This window comes from Blautia sp. SC05B48, from assembly GCF_005848555.1.
Classification (GTDB): Bacteria; Bacillota; Clostridia; order Lachnospirales; family Lachnospiraceae; genus Blautia_A.
The window spans coordinates 3,098,831-3,118,162 of sequence record NZ_CP040518.1 but is presented as its reverse complement, the minus strand read 5'-3'; the positions used below and the strand labels follow the sequence as shown (position 1 = coordinate 3,118,162).

Sequence of the window (19,332 nt, the reverse complement as noted above, 5' to 3'; positions counted from 1 at the left end):
ATCACCGCTCCTCTTCCTTTCGATTCCAGTTGTTTACACTTCTCTGCAGGCTGCCGCAGATCACCATGATTCCAGCCTCCCGACCTTGTGCCATAAGCTTCTCCGCCATACCGGGATCCTCCAGAGTATCTGCCTTGTTCAGATACGCGAGAAATCTTCGCCCGTCCACGCCTTTTTGCAATCCGGCTTCAGACCGGATGATCTTCCACACATCCATCCATGTCACAGGCTCATCTGTACGCTTTCCCAGAAATCCCGCCATATCATCCGGACGGTGTGCCGTATCGCAGATCTTTTTGCCGATGCAGTCAAGACCTATCACTCCTACTACCATATCTGCAAAAGAAGGGATCACCGGCTCATGAACAGCCGGCACTTTAAGCGGCCGGCGCCTGGATCCGTCAGCTTCCACAAGAAGAAGATCACAAAAGCCGGGCAGCTTTTCCAGGATCTCCTTTTCAGGGCCGGAAATCTTGGGCTGCCCGGCCTTATGATGTGCCGCGATAACGTATCCGTATTGTTCTATAAGCCGGCATGCTCCCGAAACATCCTCTGCTTCTGCAAAGGGATGTTCCGGTTCCCATGCCATATGTGTGGTTGTGGTCACGATCACCCGTTTTCCCTGTCCGGAAAATTTTTCTGCCAGTCCAAGGATCAGACTGGTCTTTCCGCCTCCTCCTGTGAATGCCACAGTAAGCGCTTTTTCATTTTTCTTCATGACACACTCCATTTATTCTCGTACTTCTTCAGAGGAAAAAAGCTCTGTATCGGTCACAGTTCCTCATTCTTTACAGCTTTCTCTTTTCCCGGAAGCACTCCGCAGGAAAGCAGCACCTCCAGTACTCCCCCTGCGATACACCTTGCCTTGTCTGAGATCGTAAAACAGTTTTTCTTCTGTTCTGCCCTTGGGTCAATGTCCGCGATCTTCATTCCCGCAAAAACAGGATAACCGTCCCGGATCAGCCCACGGATCACGCCGGAAATAGTAGCCTTCACCGGCGTATCACCTACCATGGCGATCACCTGGTCTTTTTCAACAAGATCTGCGATCTGACAGATGTTTTTCATGTTACCGGCTGCCGGTGAATGGATCACACGTTCCTTTCCTATCCCCGCGATCAGTCCCGGCACTCCGGTATTCGGCAGAGCACTGCCTTTTTTTATGATCCTTCCCAAGTTATGTCCACGCATGGTCTCGATCACATAATCCACATCCTCCCCTGCGGTAAAGCCCGGGCCAAGTCCCACAGTCAGTGGAGCCATGTCCCTGCTGGTCCCAAGATTCTTTTTTGCAAGGATGGCATCGATCACTGCCTCCGGCTCCAGTTCGCGGATATGTTTTCCATCGGTATCTGTCAGAAGGGGGATCTCTCCCTGGGCCCAGCATTTCCTGCACTGGGTCCGGATATCGTCCTCCGTGACCCTCCTGCACACAACGCCTTCTACCTCTGCAGTTCCGTCATAAACGGCTTCACAGAAAGCCACATGACGGCGGATGGCACTTGGACGGTCACATTCCAGGATCAGGATCTGATAACCACTCTGATGAAGCTTGTGGATCACTCCGGTGGCCAGGTCTCCGCCACCGCGCACAAGAATCATTTTATCAGTAAATACCGCTGTTTTCATCTTCATACACCTGCTGTCCGTTTCCCGGCATTCCTGCCGCAAGAGTATCATAAAGTTCCGCATAGGTTGCATCCTTATACGGGGATACATAAAAGAGTCCCACGATCCCTGCCGTGATTGCCGAAAGGACAGACCAGGGAATAAAGGAAAGATCCAGGATAAAGGTATCCATCTTCTGTCCGTCCATCATCTCACGGCTTTTTGCAAATACTTCCTTTGTGCTCATATCCGGATATTCCGCAAGAAGATAAGGTATCATCTTATATTCGTAGGATTTTACCACTCCGGGAATAATGAAAAGCAGTGTCCACAATACAAGATACAGGTCCCGTAAAAACATGGTTTTTACGATATTACCGTAATTCCCTGAACGAAATACACTGAGGAGCTTTCCGGGCCCGGGTACAGAATAAAGGTTCTCAATGTAAAAATCTCTTCCGCCTACCTCCAGAACATTTCCCACAAAAAAATGGAAAAGGATTCCGATCAGAGCCACAGCTACCACGGCACTGGCACTCAGAAGCGCAAAAAGCACTGCCAGTGGGGAGCGAAATACATGGCTGACATAAGAAGTAACACCATTGATATCCGTACCCAAACGATACGTTGTAACACCGCAATCCGGACTTGCCACATTTCCGGCACTGCCTGTGGCCGCACCGCTTCCGCCGGTTGCCAGCACAATAGCCAGCACCAGACTTACCAGCACTGCTGACCAGTAATTTTTTTTGAATGCCTGTTTTCCACGCCATTTCAAGTCACTGCGTTTCCAGCTGATCTTCTGCTCATTCATAACTTAACCCTCCATATATGCTTCACGGACACAGAGCTCTCTCCGGCCCTTCTGCCACAGCGCAGGCTCCAGCTCTGCCAGATAACCACCGCCGTTTTTTACATGCCATTCATAAAAAGCCCTGGGTCTGTCCGCATATTCTTCCATAATGTTCATGATCGTACCGCCATGTATCACAAGAGCCGCTGTCTTTATGTTGTTACGGATACACTGTGTGACGGCCTTCTGAAATCCTGTAAGGCTTCGGTGCTTAAAAGCTTCTCGACTTTCTCCTCCCGGAAAAGGAAGCGTTCCATTGCTGTCGATCCACCTCTGATAATCCTGATTTCCGGAAAGCTCTTTATAATTTTTATTCTCAAACTCTCCAAAATCACACTCGGAAAGCTCTTCGATAATATGAAAGCTTTTTCCCGGAAAAAGGATCCCCGCAGTTTCCACACAACGGCAGAGCGGACTTACGTAAAGGGCCTCCGGCATGGGATAGGTCAGGTTTTCCAAGAATTCCTTTCCTTCCATGCTCAGTGGTTCATCCGTTGTTCCGATATAACGCTGAAGCTTATTTCCGGGTGTCTGTCCATGTCGTATCAGATATAATCTAATCATCCTTCAGCACCGTCCCAATCCCGCATACCACTCTTGTGACCCTTCTGCTTTTTGCAGCCAGTGCAGTGCACACCCGGCCAACAGCTTCACGGTACTGCCGCTCAAAAGCATCCGCCGGAACGATCCCGTAGCCTACCTCCTCACTGACAAGGATCACATCCGTATCCTGCTGTGCCAGCTTTTCTGCCAGGCCGGTGAGATCTTCTCCTGCCTTCAGAGCTTTTCTTATGTATTCCTGAAATCCCAGAATGCCCTCTGCCTTCAGAAGTTCCTCTTCTGTGATCTCTCCTCCGAATTTCCAGTCCACATCCGGGAACTGCGCTTTTGCATAGGCAGCTTTTCCCTGATATGCACCTCCGATTATCATTTCCATATCTTTTTTACCTCATCCAAATCTTTATTACAGGTGAAATGCGCCACAAAAAGCAAGCACCAGTGCCATCACGACCTCGCAGATGCAGAGGAAAAATCCGGAAAGATCACCTGTGGTCCCTCCAAAATATTTCAAAGCCATATGGTGATACCACCAGAATACCAGAAGTGCGCTGACAGCTGCCAGAACACCCAGGATCGGATCCACCCATATCATCAGCGCTGCAAGGATCACAAACATCGTGATAAGAACATTTCGCACTGCGATCTCCGACGCATTTCTGGAAAATTCTGCCACAGTCCCGTCTGTCCTTGCCTTGGGAAATGTGATCACACCGATCCCGGAAAGACATCTGGACATCATAAAGCCCAGGCTCATGATACAGATCCCATTATAATTTCCAAGGAGCTGATCCCATGCTCCCAGCCAGAGGATAAAATATACGCAGGCTGTGATAATGGCAAATGCACCTGCATGGGAATCCTTCAGGATCTCCAGCCTCCTTGTGCGTTCCTGCCAGGAGCTTAATGCATCCGATGTGTCCAGAAGCCCGTCTACATGAATGCCGCCGGTAATAAATACCGGGATCACAGTAAGGATCACAGCGAGAAAAAATGGTTCCAGAGCTGCATGCATTCCGAGGATTCCTCCTGCAAGCCATGTCAGAATACCGATGACAGTCCCCACAAAAGGAAAAAAGCACATCATATATTTTATGTTTTCCTTCTTCCAGTCCACCATGGGCATGGGGATCTTTGAAAACATGGCAAAGGCTGCCTTAAAACTGTTCCACAAGCTTTTCATGCTTCCTTTCCTCCTTTATGCCATACAGGGATCCCGTACACGACTTCCACAACCTCTTCCGCCATCTTTGCCAGTTTCTGGTTGATCTGTCCCAGCTCTTTTTTGTACTGTTCTGATTCTTTCTCGTAGAGGATCCCGTCTGAAAAGATCTCGTTGGTGACGATCACCACATGCTTTGCCTGGGAAAGAAGATTTTTCACTCCTTCTGTGATCTTTTCCGCCACCTCCGGGTGGAAGCCGTCTTCCCGGAACATCTCATTTGCAACCAGATTGGACATGCACTCCAGAAGAACCACACAGTCCTTCGGAATGAGCAGCTCATCAAGTTCTGTATATCTTTCTATTGTCTCGAAGCCTTTTCCTGCACGCATGTGCCGGTGTCTGCGGATGCGCCTGTGGCTTTCTTCGTCAAAAGCCTGCATGGTAGCGATATAGATCCTTCTGGCTTCGCCAAGGGAAAGTATGGTTTCTTCCGCAAAAGCAGATTTTCCGCTTCCGCTGCCTCCTGTTACAACAACCAGCATATTATTTCAGCTCCTCGTACTGTTCTACATTGATATCACCAAAGGTACTCATGGAATTATATACTGCACAGGACAGATCCATCATAGGAAACAGTGCCACAGCTCCGGTTCCCTCGCCCAGGCACATGCCTGCGTGGATGATCGCTTCCTTGCCAAGCTCCTTCAGGATCAGATGTGCTGCAGGCTCTTTGGATACATGAGACGCAATGATATGATCACTTACCTGCGGGCAGATCTTTATTGCGATCAGTGCAGATACGCAGGAAATAAATCCGTCCATGACAACCGGCATTCCAAGTGCTGCTCCTCCAATGAATACTCCTGCCATTCCTGCAATATCCAGTCCGCCTACCTTTGCCAGGACATCAATGGCATCTGAACGATCCGGATTATTTAGCGCAATCGCCTTTTTGATCGCATTGATCTTCCTAACAAGCCCTTCACTGGTTAATCCGGCACCACGTCCGGTCATATCTTCCACCGGTTTTCCGAGAAGCACAGCTGCTACTGCACTGCTGGTGGTGGTATTTCCAATGCCCATTTCACCGGTTGCAAGGACCTGATATCCTTTATCCTTCAGCTCCTCTGCCATGGCAATTCCGGCTTCGATGCCACGAATCGCCTGATCTCTTGTCATTGCCGGCTCCCTGGTCATATTTCTGGTCCCATAGGCAACCTTAAGATCTGTACGGACCTTTGTATCTGTGACCATTCCCACATCTACAGGAAAAAGCTCTGCTCCACACTGACGGCACATCACACAGCAGGTAGTAGTCCCTTCCAGAAAATTCTCAGCCACGACAGCCGTCACTTCCTGTCCGGTCTGGGTCACGCCCTCTTCTACAACTCCGTTATCCGCGCACATGACAACCACCGCTTTTTTCTCCACACGTATCTCCGGCGTACCTGTGATGCCGGCGATCTGTGTCAGCATATTCTCCAGTTCTCCCAGAGAATGCAGTGGCTTTGCAATACTGTCCCATCTCTTTCTCGCCCTCTCCATAGCCTTTTCATCCAGAGGGCGGACTTTCTTCACTGCCTCATCCAAAGTCATCATTTGCTACCTCCAATCCTTTTACCTGTGGTAAAAATAATAAATTTACTAAAAATATAATTCAACGCCAGCACGATAAATTGTGTGCAGAATTTTGCAAACATATCCTGCAATCCCAGGATCTCCGCCAGAAGCCATACACCGCCTACCTCAATGACCATGGTCACCAGACGGGCACTTATAAATTTCAGAAAGGGCTGTATATGATCCCTCCATGTTTCACAGCGGTCATGAAATACAAATCTGGAATTCACAACATAGGCAAACAGGATCGCCAGGATGATCGATATGATGTTGGCACTCATCAGCGGGATTTTCACTGCCCTCATGATATAAAAGCTTAACAGATTTACAAGAGTCGTACAACCACCCCAGAAAATATAACGGATCACATCATTTTCATAGAATTTAAGGATCCACTTTTTCATTGGTATCTCCTCCTCGTATGATCTTTGACACGATATATCTCGGACGGCGTTTTACTTCCTCATAGATCCTGGCGATATAATATCCGATGATCCCAAGGCTCATCATCACGGCACTTCCGATAAAGAGCATTACGATCAGAAGTGTGGTATAGCCTTCCACCGCATGCCCGGAAAAATACCGGACCAGAGAATAGACCAGAAGGAGCAGGGAGCACCCAAAGCAGCCCACAGCACCGGCTGTTACAAACTGCAGCGGAAGTGTTGTAAATGCCACGATATTCCGAAACGCGTAGCTGATCAGCGTTCCTGCAGACCATTTGGATTCTCCTGCCTCACGCTCCTGCACCTCAAAAGGTACGGAGATGCTTTTGAAGCCTATCCAGGACGATGCCGCCCGGAAAAACATGCTCCGTTCAGGCATGGCGAGAACACTCTCCACCGCTTTCCTGTCCAGCAACTTGAAATCAGAAGCATTTTCCATATCAAAGCCGGTGGCACGGGACATGATCCGATAGAAAAATCCGGCACTTTTTCTGTGAAAAAGAGTTTCTTTTCCACGTTTTTTCTTGATACCCTCCACAACCTCGTAGCCCTGCTTCCAGAGCCGGTACATTTCCAGGAGGATCTCCGGCGGATGCTGCAGGTCACAGTCCATCACAGCCACCGCATCTCCGCATGCCTGTGCAAGGCCGGCCATAATTGCTGCTTCTTTCCCGAAATTTCTGGAAAAATGCACACCTGTCACATTTTTATCTTCTCCGGATACTTTTTCTATCGCTGCCCAGGTTCCGTCAGAGGAACCGTCATCTACCAGGACCAGTTCATAAAGGATCCCGGCCTGCCCCAGGAGCTCTCTGAGAGTCCGGCAGGTTTTCTCCAGCATCGGTTCCTCGTTACAGGCAGGCAAAACTACCGATAATCGGCTCATTTCTCCTGTTTTCCCCTTTCTTTTTGTTTTCCCCGGCGCCGGTAAGATATTACGATCCCGACAAACAGGATAAGGCCGATCACCGTCAGTATCATTCCGGGCACAATATACGGTGTACAGTATCTGAGCGTGACCGTATGCCTGCCTTTTTTTAATTCCAGTCCCATATACATACTGTTTGCCTTTACAAGTTCTGTTTTTTCTCCATCTACATAGGCGGTAAAGCCTGCGCTGTAGGGAATGGAAAATACCAGGATCTTATCGGAAGTGGTTGTGATATCTCCATGAATGCAATTTGTCTCCATTTTGATATTCTGAAGAGCTTCTTTTCCAAGCTCCTCTGTCTGTTCTTCGACAGAAGACATAGGCTGACATACCACATACAGATCATCAAAGGTATATTCTCCCGGCATGGAGAATGTCAGTGTCATAGTTCCTGCAGAATAGTTTTTATATCCCATATTCAGAAGAAAATTATGTCTTCCGCTGTAGCCGTTGTATTTATCTGTAAAGATCCGGATAGTCTTGTCCACGGATCCCAGCGAAACATCCACTGCTGATTCCTTGCTTTCTTTCCAGTAGCGCCAGTTATTATCTTCATAACGTACTGTATTCTTCTCATATTCTGTCATGGAATCCCATTTTTTATCACTGACCACTGCACGTGGAGAATAGGCATTAAAATCCAGATTTTTTGCCACAAGATAAACCTCTGCCTCCGGTTCTCCCTGATATCCGATCTGTACGGTCGCTCCTTCTTTGGTCACAATGATCTTTCCGTCTTTGATCTTACAGCCTTTTCCTGCTTCCAGTGTAAAATCTGCTTTCTTATCATCAAAGGTTAGATCTGTCTCAGAAAGACTGCTGTCCTCAAGGACTGCCCCCTGCAGGAGCGCCTGCTGCTTTTCGGTCACGGAAAGCTTTTCATACTTTTCTCTGGGGATCCAGGAATCATAGGTATAACCAAGAGGAAGGGAATCCTCGTCTTCGTAGATCCTGTATTTTTTTGTGACTGCTGCTTCACTGTCATAGCCGTATGGCAGATACCCATATCCGCTTTTTTTGATGGCAAAATATTTCACGGAGGCAAGACGATCCAGGATACTCCGTCCGTCCAGGCTGCTGTAATGATAATCCCAGGGGGTATTCAGATACATCTCATCAAAGAAACGGCTGATATTTCCATTGGCCACACTGAAATAATAGGAGGTACTATTGGTTCCCATATACATGGCAGTGTTTACGTAAGAGCCCGTTTTGTACTGGTCATATCTGGTAACCGCTGAATCATCCATTGACCGGATTGCTTTGTCCGGTCCGGCCTGAAGCTTTTCCAGCGCCTGATTCTTTTCCTCAAATTCTGACAGGTAATCTTTTTCGTAAGAATACTGGTATGAAACATTCAGAAAGATGCTGGTCACAAGCACTGCGACGATCATTCCGCAGAGATATTTTCCCTGTGTAAATACGTTTCCGTAGGAAACCACTGTAAACACAGCCAGGACCAGCATCATCAGTGCCATAATATTGCGTTCCGTGCGGGCAGATTCCGAAAATAGTGCCAACCCGCCATATATCAGCAGCATCACAAATATCCGTCGTTTTTCCCTGATACCCAGAGTAAACAGTTCAGGATATGCCTGTACCAGGATATATGCGATCAGCATTCCATATGCCCAGATCCATCGATTGGACACGTATGAAAATCCGTTCAGTACATGACCTGTAAAGGGGATCAGCAAAAACAGGTTCAGAAGCACAAAGCCCAGCTTCAGTCCCGTATATTTTTTCTTTTTGGAAAAGATCACAAACACGCCTGCCATTGCGACTGCGGAATATCCAGCAACGCCCCACTGGATCATATTTTCGCCGATCAGGCAGCCGAGATATTTTTCGTAGTAAATGCGGTCATATAACAGTGGCACATAATTCTGCGCCTGAAAGCGCTCTGTTCCAAACAGAGTCATGACCACAGGTAAAAAGATCAGTGCAGCGATCATAAGTGCGACCAGATAAAAGCCAGCAAATTTCAGGAACCACTGAAATACATCTTTTACTGAACGCTTGCGGAATATTCCAAAATACCGGAAAGCTGCATACAGTACCATAAAGATACTGATCATATAAAAGAAATAAAAATTAGACATTGCCGCTACAGCCGTCGCACAGATAAAAAGGTATGGCTTTTCTTTTTTGTAAATCTTTTCAATTCCCATAAGGACCAGCGGCAGATAGATCATGGGATTGGAAAAATATGGATGCTTCATGGACGCATAAATGGTCCATCCTGCAAAAATATAAACAAGGCTTCCAAGAAATGTAGCCTGTTTGGGATTCTTGCGGTAAAAGCAGTAAATGCTGAATGTAATACCCGCCAGATAAATGCGGAGAAAGATCAGAAGCTCATATAAGATCTCTGTGTCTTTTTCCGGTACAAAAACGGACAGTAAGGTCAGCGGATCACCGATCACATAATAATGAAGTGTTGTAAGGATATCGGAACCGTATCCGATATGCATATCCCACATAGGAAGGGAAAGCTTATGCTCCGTCACCAGCGTCTGCAGAATATTCCGCAGATATTTTCCATAATAGGCCAATGCATTGATGTGCTGCGGAACACCGTCATGACTCCAGATCAGGGATTTTCCATTAAAATAAAAACAACTGTAAATAAACAGCGAGATCGCCGCAAAAACAATCGTATACAGAATATAAAAATCTGCTTTTTTCTCTTTCCGGGATTTCTCCTTCGAAAAAATTCTCTTCATGTATATCTCTCCTGTATATGAAAAAAGGCCTGCGGTGCGCTAAACACCGCAGGCCTGTCACCTAATGCTTAATCAGCAAGCACACTGTATAAACAGTAACTATTGATCAATAATTAGTCTTCTTTCTTATCTGCTCCGTAAAGAGTGATAAGTTTCTGCAGATACTCATATCTAGCCTGAGCCTCAGACTCGTTCTTAGCAAACAGTCTTGCAGCTTTCTCAGGATTCTGACGCTGCAGAGAATTGTAACGAACCTCACCGTTCAGGAAGTCCATATAGTTCTCCATATCCGGTGTCTTGGAATCAAGGCTGAACTTGTTCTCAGCAGCCGGGTTGAATCTGAAGTTGTGCCAGTATCCGCACTTAACTGCCAGCTCTTCCTCTGTCTGAGCTTTGCTCATACCTTTCTTGATACCATGGTTGATACATGGAGCGTAAGCGATGATCAGGGATGGTCCCGGATATGCCTCTGCCTCTGCGATTGCTTTTACAGTCTGGTTGAAGTCAGCGCCCATGGAAATCTGTGCTACATATACATAGCCATAGCTCATTGCGATAGATGCCATATCTTTCTTCTTAGTCTCTTTTCCGCCTGCTGCGAACTGAGCGATCGCACCTGTCGGTGTAGATTTGGAAGACTGTCCGCCTGTGTTGGAGTAAACCTCTGTATCGAATACCATAACGTTGATGTCACGTCCGCTTGCAAGAACGTGGTCAACACCACCGAATCCGATATCGTAAGCCCATCCGTCACCACCGAAGATCCACTGGGATTTCTTGGAGAGGAAGTCTTTCTGTGCAAGGATCTCGTTAGCCTTGTCACATCCGCAAGCCTCAAGAGCTGCAACGAGTTTCTCTGTAGCTGCACCATTTGTTGCGCCTACAGCATAAGTATCCAGCCATTCCTGACCAGCTGCCTTAACATCCTCGTTTGTTCCGTTAGCTACAAGGTCTTCGATCTTCTCTTTCAGACCGCCACGGATCGCACGCTGTGCAAGAAGCATACCATAACCGAACTCTGCGTTATCCTCGAACAGAGAGTTTGACCATGCAGGTCCCTGTCCCTTAGCGTTTGTTGTGTATGGTGTAGATGGTGAAGAGTTACCCCAGATAGAGGAACATCCTGTAGCATTTGCAATGTACATTCTGTCACCAAAGAGCTGTGTGATCAGCTTAGCGTATGGTGTCTCACCACAACCTGCACAAGCGCCGGAGAACTCAAGGAGCGGCTGTTTGAACTGGCTGCCTTTTACAGTTGTCTCTTTATATTTAGCGATAACGTCTTCCTTCTGAGGAAGTGTTACACCGTAATCGAAGAATTTCTGCTCTTCTGTGTTAGCTTCAAGCGGAGCCATCTCAAGAGCTTTGTTGCCTTTCTTTCCTGGGCAGACATTTGCGCAGGAACCACATCCTGTACAGTCAAGAGCGGATACAGTCATTGTGAATGTATAGTCTTTCATTCCTGTAAGAGGAAGTGTCTTGATTCCCTCTGGAGCGTTAGCTGTCTCATCTGCTGTCATAGCAACCGGACGGATTGCAGCATGCGGGCAGACGTATGCACAGCGGTTACACTGGATACAGTTGTCCGGAACCCATACAGGAACGTTAACTGCGATACCACGCTTCTCATATGCAGCTGTTCCGGATGGTGTTGTACCATCTACATAATCCTTGAATGCAGATACTGGGAGGCTGTTACCTTCCTGAGCATTGATCTTGCACTGGATGTTGTTTACGAAGTCCTGAGCTTCCTGAGCACCGTGGGATGCGTGAGACATGAAGAGTCCCTCGTCCTCAGCGTTCTTCCAGCTCTCCGGAACCTGAACCTCTACGATCTGTTTAGCACCGGCATCGATAGCTGCCCAGTTCTTCTTAACAACGTCATCACCTTTACGTCCGTAAGTAGCTTTAGCAGCAGCTTTCATAAGCTCGATAGCCTGCTCCTCAGGAATGATTCCTGTAAGTTTGAAGAATGCGGACTGAAGGATCGTGTTGATACGTGTTGGTCCCATGCCAGTCTCAATACCAATCTTAACACCATCGATGGTGTAGAATTTGATATTGTGGTTAGCGATGAAAGCTTTAACCTGTCCTGGAAGATGTTTCTCAAGTCCTTCCATATCCCAAGCACAGTTCAGAAGGAATGTACCTCCGTCAACAAGCTCCTGTACCATGTTATATTTATTAACATAGGACGGATTATGACATGCAACGAAGTTTGCTTTGTGGATCAGGTATGTGGATTTGATCGGTTTCTTACCGAAACGAAGGTGAGACATTGTAACACCGCCGGACTTCTTGGAGTCATAATCGAAGTAAGCCTGAGCGTACATGTCTGTGTTGTCACCGATGATCTTGATGGAGTTCTTGTTAGCACCTACAGTACCATCAGCTCCAAGTCCCCAGAACTTGCAGTTTGTTGTTCCCTCTGGTGTTGTAACAAGTGGTGCGCCTGTCTCAAGAGAAAGGTTTGTAACATCATCAACGATACCGATTGTGAATTTCTCTTTCTCAGTGTTCTCATATACTGCTACGATCTGTGCAGGTGTTGTATCTTTGGAACCAAGTCCATAACGTCCTGTAAAGATCTTAACATCGCTGAACTTGCTGTCGCGAAGAGCTGCAACAACATCAAGATACAGAGGCTCGCCAAGAGCTCCTGGCTCTTTTGTTCTGTCAAGAACAGAGATCTGCTTAACTGTATCCGGAATTGCATCGATAAGAGCCTGTGCACAGAATGGTCTGTAAAGACGAACTTTAACAACACCGACTTTCTTGCCAGCTGCCATAAGGTAATCGATGGTCTCCTCGATGGTATCGTTTACGGAACCCATAGCTACGATGATGTGCTCAGCGTCAGCAGCTCCGTAGTAGTTGAACAGTTTGTAGTCTGTTCCGATCTTCTCGTTAACTTTGTCCATGTACTCCTGAACAACTGCCGGAAGAGCGTCATAATATGGATTACATGCCTCTCTTGCCTGGAAGAAGATATCCGGGTTCTGAGCGGAACCTCTCTGACATGGATGGTTCGGGTTCAGAGCACGGTTACGGAACTCTGCGATTGCGTCCATATCTGCCATATCTTTCAGATCTTCATAGTCCCATGTCTCGATCTTCTGGATCTCATGAGATGTACGGAATCCGTCGAAGAAGTTGATGAATGGAACTTTTCCTTTGATTGCTGCAAGATGAGCAACCGGTGTAAGGTCCATAACCTCCTGTACAGAAGACTCACAAAGCATTGCACATCCAGTCTGACGACAGGCCATAACGTCGGAATGGTCACCGAAAATACAAAGTGCGTGGGAAGCAAGTGCACGGGCAGATACGTTGATAACTCCCGGAAGCTGCTCACCAGCGATCTTGTAAAGGTTCGGGATCATAAGCAGAAGACCCTGGGAAGCTGTGTAAGTTGTAGTCAGGGCACCTGCTGCCAGAGAACCGTGAACGGCACCTGCTGCACCTGCCTCAGACTGCATCTCTGTAACCTGTACTTCCTGTCCAAAGATGTTCTTTCTTCCCTGAGTTGCCCACTCGTCTGTAGCCTCAGCCATTACAGATGAAGGGGTAATCGGGTAAATAGCAGCTACATCAGAAAAAGCATATGATGCATGAGCGGCTGCATGGTTACCATCCATGGTTTTCATCTTTCTTGCCATTGTTTTTTCCTCCTTAAAGGTTTGTTAAAAAATATATTATTTAGGCTTATGAAGGCCTAAAATTCCATTGGTTATTATATCATAGATTCCCAGTTATGTCCATTTTCTTTCATTGTTTTTTGTATATTATCCTGTACAAACGCCGTTATCTTTTTCACAAATAAAAAAGAGCTGTTCGGAATTTTTCCTCTCCAAACTGCTCTCCTTATCATCTCATACGCTTATCCCAACTCACATCCGGGAATCACTTCTCCTCTTTTCCGAAAAGATCCTTCATGGATTTCCGACGGAGCATTGTCCACAGCTGATCCTGGATCTCCTGAAGCTCATCATGTGCATGGCAGGGAACTCCGTCCTGTCCGTTCCTTGGACACTGATATGTGCCGTTCAGGCACTCAATGATGGACATATCCGGATCGATCGCACTGTATATCTCATATAATGACAGTTCTTCCGGATCTCTCTTCAGCGCGTAACCGCCATGAACTCCGCGGTATCCTTCCACGAGCCCTGCATTCTGAAGCTTCTTCAGTATCTTGTATGCAAAGGGTGCTGTGATCGATTCCCTCTCACAGATCTCGCTGACGCTCAAACGCGGCTCCCACATCAATGCGCGGATAACCCGCATCGCATAATCGCTTTCTCTGGTGATAAACATTTTTAACCTCTCTTCTGTTCAACTAAGCTGCTGATTTATGATAGTTTCCGCATTCCATCCGATCTGCCACGTTCCTGGGTGTTTCTGATGTGCCAGAGAGCCGGATATCCATATCCCCGGAATACTTCATTACCACATACGACAGTATAACCCATTTTTTTATATAATAAAAGGTTATTATTTTCCTGTGATTCATAGTAATCCCCTGTTTTTCCTTTATTTAGCCGAAAAAAGGAAAATACAGCTTGCAAATTTTTCAGTTTACGGTACAATAGGAAACGATTGTAATGCTTTCGTATGTAATTGAAACGATATTTATTTAATGAAAAAAGAGGTATGATATGATTTCAGCAAATAACATCACACTGCGCGTTGGAAAAAAAGCGCTGTTTGAAGACGTTAACATCAAATTTACAGAGGGTAACTGTTATGGATTGATCGGCGCCAACGGCGCAGGAAAATCTACATTCCTCAAAATCCTTTCCGGTCAGCTTGAGCCTACCAAGGGCGACATTGTGATCACCCCCGGTCAGAGACTTTCTTTCCTGCAGCAGGATCACTTCAAATATGATGCTTATCCGGTTCTGGATACTGTCATCATGGGTAATGAAAGACTCTATCAGATCATGAAAGAGAAAGAAGCCATTTACGCAAAGGAAGATTTCACAGACGAAGATGGCATCCGTGCCAGCGAGCTTGAGGGTGAGTTTGCAGAAATGAACGGATGGGAAGCAGAGTCCGATGCTGCTACTCTTCTCAACGGTCTCGGCGTCGACACCGAGTTCCACTATACACAGATGGCAGACCTTACCGGTAGTATGAAGGTCAAGGTTCTTCTTGCACAGGCTCTTTTCGGAAATCCTGATATCCTTCTTCTTGATGAGCCGACCAACCACTTGGATCTTCCTGCTATCGAATGGCTGGAGGAGTTCCTGATCAATTTTGACAATACGGTTATCGTAGTATCCCATGACCGTTATTTCCTGAACAAGGTCTGCACACATACTGCTGATATCGATTATGGCAAGATCCAGCTTTATGCCGGAAACTACGACTTCTGGTTTGAATCCAGCCAGCTTCTGATCAAGCAGATGAAAGAGGCCAACAAAAAGAAAGAGGAGAAGATCAAAGAGCTCCAGGAGTTCATCTCCCGTTTCAGCGCCAATGCTTCCAAATCCAAGCAGGCGACTTCCAGAAAACGTGCCCTGGAAAAGATCCAGCTGGATGACATGCGTCCTTCCAGCCGTAAATATCCATACATCGACTTCCGCCCGAACCGCGAGATCGGAAACGAGGTCCTCATGGTGGAAAATCTGTCCAAGACCATTGATGGAGTAAAGGTTCTGGACAACATTTCCTTCACTCTTGGTCGTGAAGATAAGGTTGCCTTTGTGGGCGCCAACGAGCAGGCCATCACAACCTTCTTCAAGATCCTTACAGGTGAAATGGAGCCGGATGAAGGAAATTACAAATGGGGCGTTACCACTTCCCAGGCATATTTCCCGAAGGATAACACACAGGAATTCGATAACGACCTTACTATCACCGACTGGCTGACACAGTACTCCGAGATCAAGGACGCAACCTACGTCCGTGGATTCCTTGGCCGTATGCTTTTCCCTGGTGAGGATGGTGTAAAACGTGTCCGTGTTCTTTCCGGTGGTGAAAAAGTTCGCTGTCTTCTTTCCAAGATGATGATCTCCGGTGCCAATATCCTGATCCTAGATGAGCCAACCAACCATCTGGATATGGAGTCTATCACAGCACTGAACAACGGACTGATCAAATTCCCGGGAGTGATCCTTTTCACCTCACACGATCACCAGTTTGTACAGACAACTGCAAACCGCATCATGGAGATCCTTCCTAACGGCAAGCTGGTAGACAAGATCACCACTTACGACGAGTATCTTGCCAGCGACGAAATGGCCAAGAAGCGTCACGTATTCCAGGTTAACGAAGAGGACGCACAGGATAACTAAATCCCATGCTTCTGTAACAAAAAATCTCCCCTGTTTCCGCCTTTACAGGCAGTCAGGGGAGTTTTTTTATCTGTTTTATATGCGCTTACTCCATGGTGATCGGAGCAAGCTTGCCCTGTGTTACATCCAGAAGATCTTTAAGCGGTACCTTCAGGGTAAGGCCTACTCTTCCACCACTTACATAGATCTCATCAAAGTTTTCGGCAGACTGGTCAAACACCACCGGATAATTTTTCTTCATTCCAAGAGGGCTGCAGCCTCCGCGGATATAGCCCGTGATCTTTGTAAGATCCTTTACATGGATCATATCTACTGTTTTTTCGCCTACAGACTTTGCGGCTGCCTTACGGTCCACCTCTTTCTCGATCGGAACTACAAACACATAGTAGCCGCCGCTTTTCCCTTCCATGACCAGGGTCTTAAAGGACTGATCATGAGGGGCTCCTGTGATGTCTGCACAGTGGATCCCATCTATGAACTCTCCACAGTCATATGCGATTGCTTCATATTTTACTTTTTTTCGATCCAGCATTCTCATCGCGTTTGTTTTGGCTTCTTTTCCCATTTCTGTCACTCCTCGGATTTTTCTCAGTTGTCTTTCCACTCATCAAGCTCATCCAGATCCTCATCATTCATCAGATCCGGGTCATTCCTGTAATTTCCATATTCTTCCTGCTCATAAAAATCCGCCATATTTTCAATATCCATCCGGCGTCTTTTCTGCTGCAGTTTTTCAAAATCTTCATAGCTGTCCCTGTTTTCCGACTCATCAAAACGATCATAGTCTTCATGATCCTCCGGATCTGCATAGCGGGATCTGCTTCCCGTTCCTGCATTCCTTCGTTCCCTGGTGCTGCTGCTCTGGCTGTATCTGCGGCCTCTTCTGTCATCCGAAGCATAATTTCTGTCGGAGGTTCTGTTTCTGCCGGATGTTCCGGAAGTGCTTCTTCTTTCAGTGGAACTGCCTTTGCTGTTTCTTTCGCTTCCGGATCTTTTTCGGCTGTCTGCATAATTTCTTTCTCGTCTGTCAGAGTTGCGTCCTTCTCTGTCAGATGGTCTGCGGGAACGTCTTTCACCCCGGCTTTCCCGGTCATCGTTTGCCCGGTTTTCGTATGTATATCTGTGATCGTCCCTGTTACGGTCAGAGGTGTATTCACGGCTGTTTCCTCTACGGTCCCTTCCTGCCGGCTTCCTGGTCTCCTCCGGCAGAGTTCCATCGTCGTCATCCTCTTCTTCGTCATCTTCCTCATCGTATCGGTCTTTGTTGATGGCGAACTGGATCAGCATACCAAGGATCGCAATTCCCGCTGCCATACCGACGCCATATGGAAACTGCGCCAGCCCTGCGATCTTTGCAATGGATAATCCTGCCAGAACACCACCCAGTATACTGGTTCCGACAATGATCACTCCTTTCGCATAACGCATAGCAAGTATTCCCAGTCCCACGCCGATAAGGATGCACAGGAAAAAGGAAAAAGAACTGGTCGGATGAATCAGATAGATACTCAATGTTATTCCGATACCAAATCCCAGTACAAAGATTCCTGCCCTGTAGATCAGAAACGAAACAACAGCCAGTACGATCCCCAGTCCCGCCATGGCACCTGCGATCACCATTTTATCCTGAACACCGGACATATAGGTTACACCAAAGCCGGCGCCTGCTCCGATGATAAATCCAAAGATCATCATCCAGAACCGGAGGATACGATATCCCAGGATACAGTTCAAAAGCCCGAAAACGCAGAGCACTCCATATACGATCACCATCAGCTGGCTGATCTGTTCCATACCTCCTGCTCTCTGCAGTATGTCAAATCCTCTTGACAACATATCCATATTCATAACTTACTCCTCTCTTTCCAAAACCTTCGGAAATCTTCCCGAAGATGTTTCAGAAAATAAAATATATGGTATAAAAATTATCCATCACTCCATAATGATACTCCACCTGACCAAGTCCGTGAAGCTTCATATAATACTGTGCCACATTCTGTACCACGCCATCATCCAGCAATTCCTGACAGGCTTCGGAAAAAGCTTCCTGACTGCCAAACTTGAAACGCACTACAGCCGCACCATTATCCATTCTCATCTTACAATAATCATATATGTCCTGCCAGCTGTAATCTTCAAAGTACCCCTGGTTCAGCACATAAAAATCCAGATCCTTCGCAGTACATGCCGGAACTGTCAGTTCTTCCGATGGTGTATAGGTTTTTTCATATTCTTCCGGGAAAGGGCAGAGATAATCGTAAATGATCGTCTTATGTTCTTCCAGCTGTGCGGCATCTCCATTTAAAAAATCCGGCTGATCCCCATTGGTAGCATCTACATAATAATACTCCTGGCCTATTTTTACAATATCCCATGCATGACCCTCTGTACTTCCTTTTGTGCTTCCGTCCACATAAATACAGGGAATATCCAGCCTTTCCAGAAGATACTGGACAGCTCCTGCATATCCGGCACAGACTGCGGATTTTTTCCAGAAAACACCTGCTATGCTCTGATCATCCTCCCCGGTCTGATACTGGGTATGGTCAATAACATACGTATAAACAATGCGTACCTTCTCGTAGTCACCGGCATCCTCCGGGATCAGGGCTCTGACCTCCTGAAAGCTCTGCTCCATGGCCGTCTGTATCTCATCGATCTCGCTGTCTGTATAAGTATAGCCCGGAGTAAAAACGCAGTAATCACTGTCTGAATACGTAGTTTTGTAGATTTTTTCACGATTGTGGACCCAGAATATCTCCGGGTGGTCTTTCAATACTGCATGATAGCTTCTGTCAATACTGTCATCATCGGAAATTGTCAGATAAAACTCCTTTTCCCGGGCACGGATTCCTTTCAGCAGCTCCCGATATACTCTCTGCTCTTCTTCCGTAAGCTGTTTGAAATAATATTCCTGATGTCCTTCTTCGCTCTGGGCAACCTCCATCTGACGCAGTTCCTCTACTTCCTTTGGCTCCCCTGAAATAACGCTCTTTGCTATGGATCGGATCTGATCCAGTGCCCCTGCCGAAGCGCTAAAGGGCTGAAGGATCACTGCGGCTGCAAGTACTGCGGCTGCCATGGGGCAGAAATTTCTTTTTTTCATAATATCATGTCCTCTGTCTG

The 19,332-nt window shown here is 46.9% G+C and carries 17 protein-coding genes; 1 reads left to right on the top strand and 16 read right to left on the bottom strand.

Annotated elements, in window-relative coordinates:
* Nucleotide 1 precedes the first annotated feature (1 nt).
* From yqeC to EYS05_RS14400, 13 genes are all read right to left on the bottom strand, one after another.
* Entirely contained in the window at nucleotides 2-718 is a 717-nt protein-coding gene (yqeC, locus tag EYS05_RS14460; RefSeq protein WP_158293335.1) for a selenium cofactor biosynthesis protein YqeC, read from the bottom strand.
* Nucleotides 719-771: 53 nt separating this feature from the next.
* Entirely contained in the window at nucleotides 772-1,635 is an 864-nt protein-coding gene (gene yqeB / locus EYS05_RS14455) for a selenium-dependent molybdenum cofactor biosynthesis protein YqeB (RefSeq protein WP_330575482.1), read from the bottom strand.
* Nucleotides 1,607-2,422 (bottom strand): DUF975 family protein, encoded by an 816-nt coding sequence (locus EYS05_RS14450; protein WP_138277427.1) that lies wholly within the window; start codon nucleotides 2,420-2,422, stop codon nucleotides 1,607-1,609. Before EYS05_RS14450 ends, yqeB begins: the two co-directional genes overlap by 29 nt.
* A gap of 3 nt (nucleotides 2,423-2,425) precedes the next feature.
* Nucleotides 2,426-3,025 (bottom strand): histidine phosphatase family protein, encoded by a 600-nt coding sequence (locus EYS05_RS14445; protein WP_138277426.1) that lies wholly within the window; start codon nucleotides 3,023-3,025, stop codon nucleotides 2,426-2,428.
* Nucleotides 3,018-3,398: a bifunctional adenosylcobinamide kinase/adenosylcobinamide-phosphate guanylyltransferase gene (locus EYS05_RS14440; RefSeq protein ID WP_138277425.1), complete on the bottom strand. Its 381-nt coding sequence runs from the start codon at nucleotides 3,396-3,398 to the stop codon at nucleotides 3,018-3,020. Before EYS05_RS14440 ends, EYS05_RS14445 begins: the two co-directional genes overlap by 8 nt.
* 27 nt (nucleotides 3,399-3,425) lie before the next feature.
* The gene (gene cobS / locus EYS05_RS14435; RefSeq protein ID WP_118623798.1) at nucleotides 3,426-4,202 is read right to left on the bottom strand and encodes an adenosylcobinamide-GDP ribazoletransferase; all 777 of its coding nucleotides are present in this window, start codon (nucleotides 4,200-4,202) and stop codon (nucleotides 3,426-3,428) included.
* Nucleotides 4,199-4,726 (bottom strand): bifunctional adenosylcobinamide kinase/adenosylcobinamide-phosphate guanylyltransferase, encoded by a 528-nt coding sequence (locus EYS05_RS14430; protein WP_118623796.1) that lies wholly within the window; start codon nucleotides 4,724-4,726, stop codon nucleotides 4,199-4,201. The genes cobS and EYS05_RS14430 overlap by 4 nt, the downstream gene beginning before the upstream one ends.
* Before the next feature lies 1 nt (nucleotide 4,727).
* Nucleotides 4,728-5,780 carry a nicotinate-nucleotide--dimethylbenzimidazole phosphoribosyltransferase gene (cobT, locus tag EYS05_RS14425; RefSeq protein WP_138277741.1) on the bottom strand — a complete coding sequence of 351 codons (1,053 nt, stop codon included), beginning with the start codon at nucleotides 5,778-5,780 and terminating at the stop codon, nucleotides 4,728-4,730.
* Nucleotides 5,780-6,208, bottom strand: a complete 429-nt coding sequence (locus EYS05_RS14420) for a GtrA family protein (RefSeq protein ID WP_118515893.1) — start codon at nucleotides 6,206-6,208, stop codon at nucleotides 5,780-5,782. Before EYS05_RS14420 ends, cobT begins: the two co-directional genes overlap by 1 nt.
* A complete protein-coding gene (locus EYS05_RS14415) occupies nucleotides 6,189-7,136 on the bottom strand; it encodes a glycosyltransferase family 2 protein (protein ID WP_118515892.1) in 948 nt (315 codons plus the stop codon). The genes EYS05_RS14420 and EYS05_RS14415 overlap by 20 nt, the downstream gene beginning before the upstream one ends.
* The gene (locus EYS05_RS14410) at nucleotides 7,133-9,907 is read right to left on the bottom strand and encodes a YfhO family protein (RefSeq protein ID WP_138277424.1); all 2,775 of its coding nucleotides are present in this window, start codon (nucleotides 9,905-9,907) and stop codon (nucleotides 7,133-7,135) included. The genes EYS05_RS14415 and EYS05_RS14410 overlap by 4 nt, the downstream gene beginning before the upstream one ends.
* Before the next feature lie 113 nt (nucleotides 9,908-10,020).
* Complete coding sequence (nifJ, locus tag EYS05_RS14405; RefSeq protein ID WP_015524748.1) at nucleotides 10,021-13,566, bottom strand: pyruvate:ferredoxin (flavodoxin) oxidoreductase; 3,546 nt, start codon at nucleotides 13,564-13,566, stop codon at nucleotides 10,021-10,023.
* A 244-nt stretch (nucleotides 13,567-13,810) separates the two neighbouring features.
* Complete coding sequence (locus EYS05_RS14400) at nucleotides 13,811-14,224, bottom strand: RrF2 family transcriptional regulator (protein WP_015524747.1); 414 nt, start codon at nucleotides 14,222-14,224, stop codon at nucleotides 13,811-13,813.
* Nucleotides 14,225-14,565: 341 nt separating this feature from the next.
* On the opposite strand from EYS05_RS14400, the gene EYS05_RS14395 reads away from it, so the two are divergent.
* On the top strand, nucleotides 14,566-16,206 hold the full coding sequence (locus tag EYS05_RS14395; protein WP_021650411.1) for an ABC-F family ATP-binding cassette domain-containing protein: 1,641 nt from the start codon (nucleotides 14,566-14,568) through the stop codon (nucleotides 16,204-16,206).
* A gap of 85 nt (nucleotides 16,207-16,291) precedes the next feature.
* On the opposite strand, the gene ybaK is transcribed toward EYS05_RS14395, so the two are convergent.
* From ybaK to EYS05_RS14380, 3 genes are read right to left on the bottom strand one after another with little or no spacing between them, the layout of a single operon-like run.
* Complete coding sequence (gene ybaK, locus EYS05_RS14390; RefSeq protein WP_022426473.1) at nucleotides 16,292-16,771, bottom strand: Cys-tRNA(Pro) deacylase; 480 nt, start codon at nucleotides 16,769-16,771, stop codon at nucleotides 16,292-16,294.
* Nucleotides 16,772-16,794: 23 nt separating this feature from the next.
* Nucleotides 16,795-18,054 carry a DUF4203 domain-containing protein gene (locus EYS05_RS14385; protein ID WP_138277423.1) on the bottom strand — a complete coding sequence of 420 codons (1,260 nt, stop codon included), beginning with the start codon at nucleotides 18,052-18,054 and terminating at the stop codon, nucleotides 16,795-16,797.
* A gap of 49 nt (nucleotides 18,055-18,103) precedes the next feature.
* The gene (locus tag EYS05_RS14380) at nucleotides 18,104-19,312 is read right to left on the bottom strand and encodes a transglutaminase domain-containing protein (RefSeq protein ID WP_243119125.1); all 1,209 of its coding nucleotides are present in this window, start codon (nucleotides 19,310-19,312) and stop codon (nucleotides 18,104-18,106) included.
* Nucleotides 19,313-19,332 lie beyond the last annotated feature (20 nt).

Excerpts from the sequence above, each read along its gene's own strand:
- yqeC (WP_158293335.1), bottom strand. The coding sequence starts at position 718 with ATGAAGAAAAATGAAAAAGCGCTTACTGTGGCATTCACAGGAGGAGGC.
- yqeB (WP_330575482.1), bottom strand. The coding sequence starts at position 1,635 with ATGAAGATGAAAACAGCGGTATTTACTGATAAAATGATTCTTGTGCGC.
- EYS05_RS14450 (WP_138277427.1), bottom strand. The coding sequence starts at position 2,422 with ATGAATGAGCAGAAGATCAGCTGGAAACGCAGTGACTTGAAATGGCGT.
- EYS05_RS14445 (WP_138277426.1), bottom strand. The coding sequence starts at position 3,025 with ATGATTAGATTATATCTGATACGACATGGACAGACACCCGGAAATAAG.
- EYS05_RS14440 (WP_138277425.1), bottom strand. The coding sequence starts at position 3,398 with ATGGAAATGATAATCGGAGGTGCATATCAGGGAAAAGCTGCCTATGCA.
- cobS (WP_118623798.1), bottom strand. The coding sequence starts at position 4,202 with ATGAAAAGCTTGTGGAACAGTTTTAAGGCAGCCTTTGCCATGTTTTCA.
- EYS05_RS14430 (WP_118623796.1), bottom strand. The coding sequence starts at position 4,726 with ATGCTGGTTGTTGTAACAGGAGGCAGCGGAAGCGGAAAATCTGCTTTT.
- cobT (WP_138277741.1), bottom strand. The coding sequence starts at position 5,780 with ATGACTTTGGATGAGGCAGTGAAGAAAGTCCGCCCTCTGGATGAAAAG.
- EYS05_RS14420 (WP_118515893.1), bottom strand. The coding sequence starts at position 6,208 with ATGAAAAAGTGGATCCTTAAATTCTATGAAAATGATGTGATCCGTTAT.
- EYS05_RS14415 (WP_118515892.1), bottom strand. The coding sequence starts at position 7,136 with ATGAGCCGATTATCGGTAGTTTTGCCTGCCTGTAACGAGGAACCGATG.
- EYS05_RS14410 (WP_138277424.1), bottom strand. The coding sequence starts at position 9,907 with ATGAAGAGAATTTTTTCGAAGGAGAAATCCCGGAAAGAGAAAAAAGCA.
- nifJ (WP_015524748.1), bottom strand. The coding sequence starts at position 13,566 with ATGGCAAGAAAGATGAAAACCATGGATGGTAACCATGCAGCCGCTCAT.
- EYS05_RS14400 (WP_015524747.1), bottom strand. The coding sequence starts at position 14,224 with ATGTTTATCACCAGAGAAAGCGATTATGCGATGCGGGTTATCCGCGCA.
- EYS05_RS14395 (WP_021650411.1), top strand. The coding sequence starts at position 14,566 with ATGATTTCAGCAAATAACATCACACTGCGCGTTGGAAAAAAAGCGCTG.
- ybaK (WP_022426473.1), bottom strand. The coding sequence starts at position 16,771 with ATGGGAAAAGAAGCCAAAACAAACGCGATGAGAATGCTGGATCGAAAA.
- EYS05_RS14385 (WP_138277423.1), bottom strand. The coding sequence starts at position 18,054 with ATGAATATGGATATGTTGTCAAGAGGATTTGACATACTGCAGAGAGCA.
- EYS05_RS14380 (WP_243119125.1), bottom strand. The coding sequence starts at position 19,312 with ATGAAAAAAAGAAATTTCTGCCCCATGGCAGCCGCAGTACTTGCAGCC.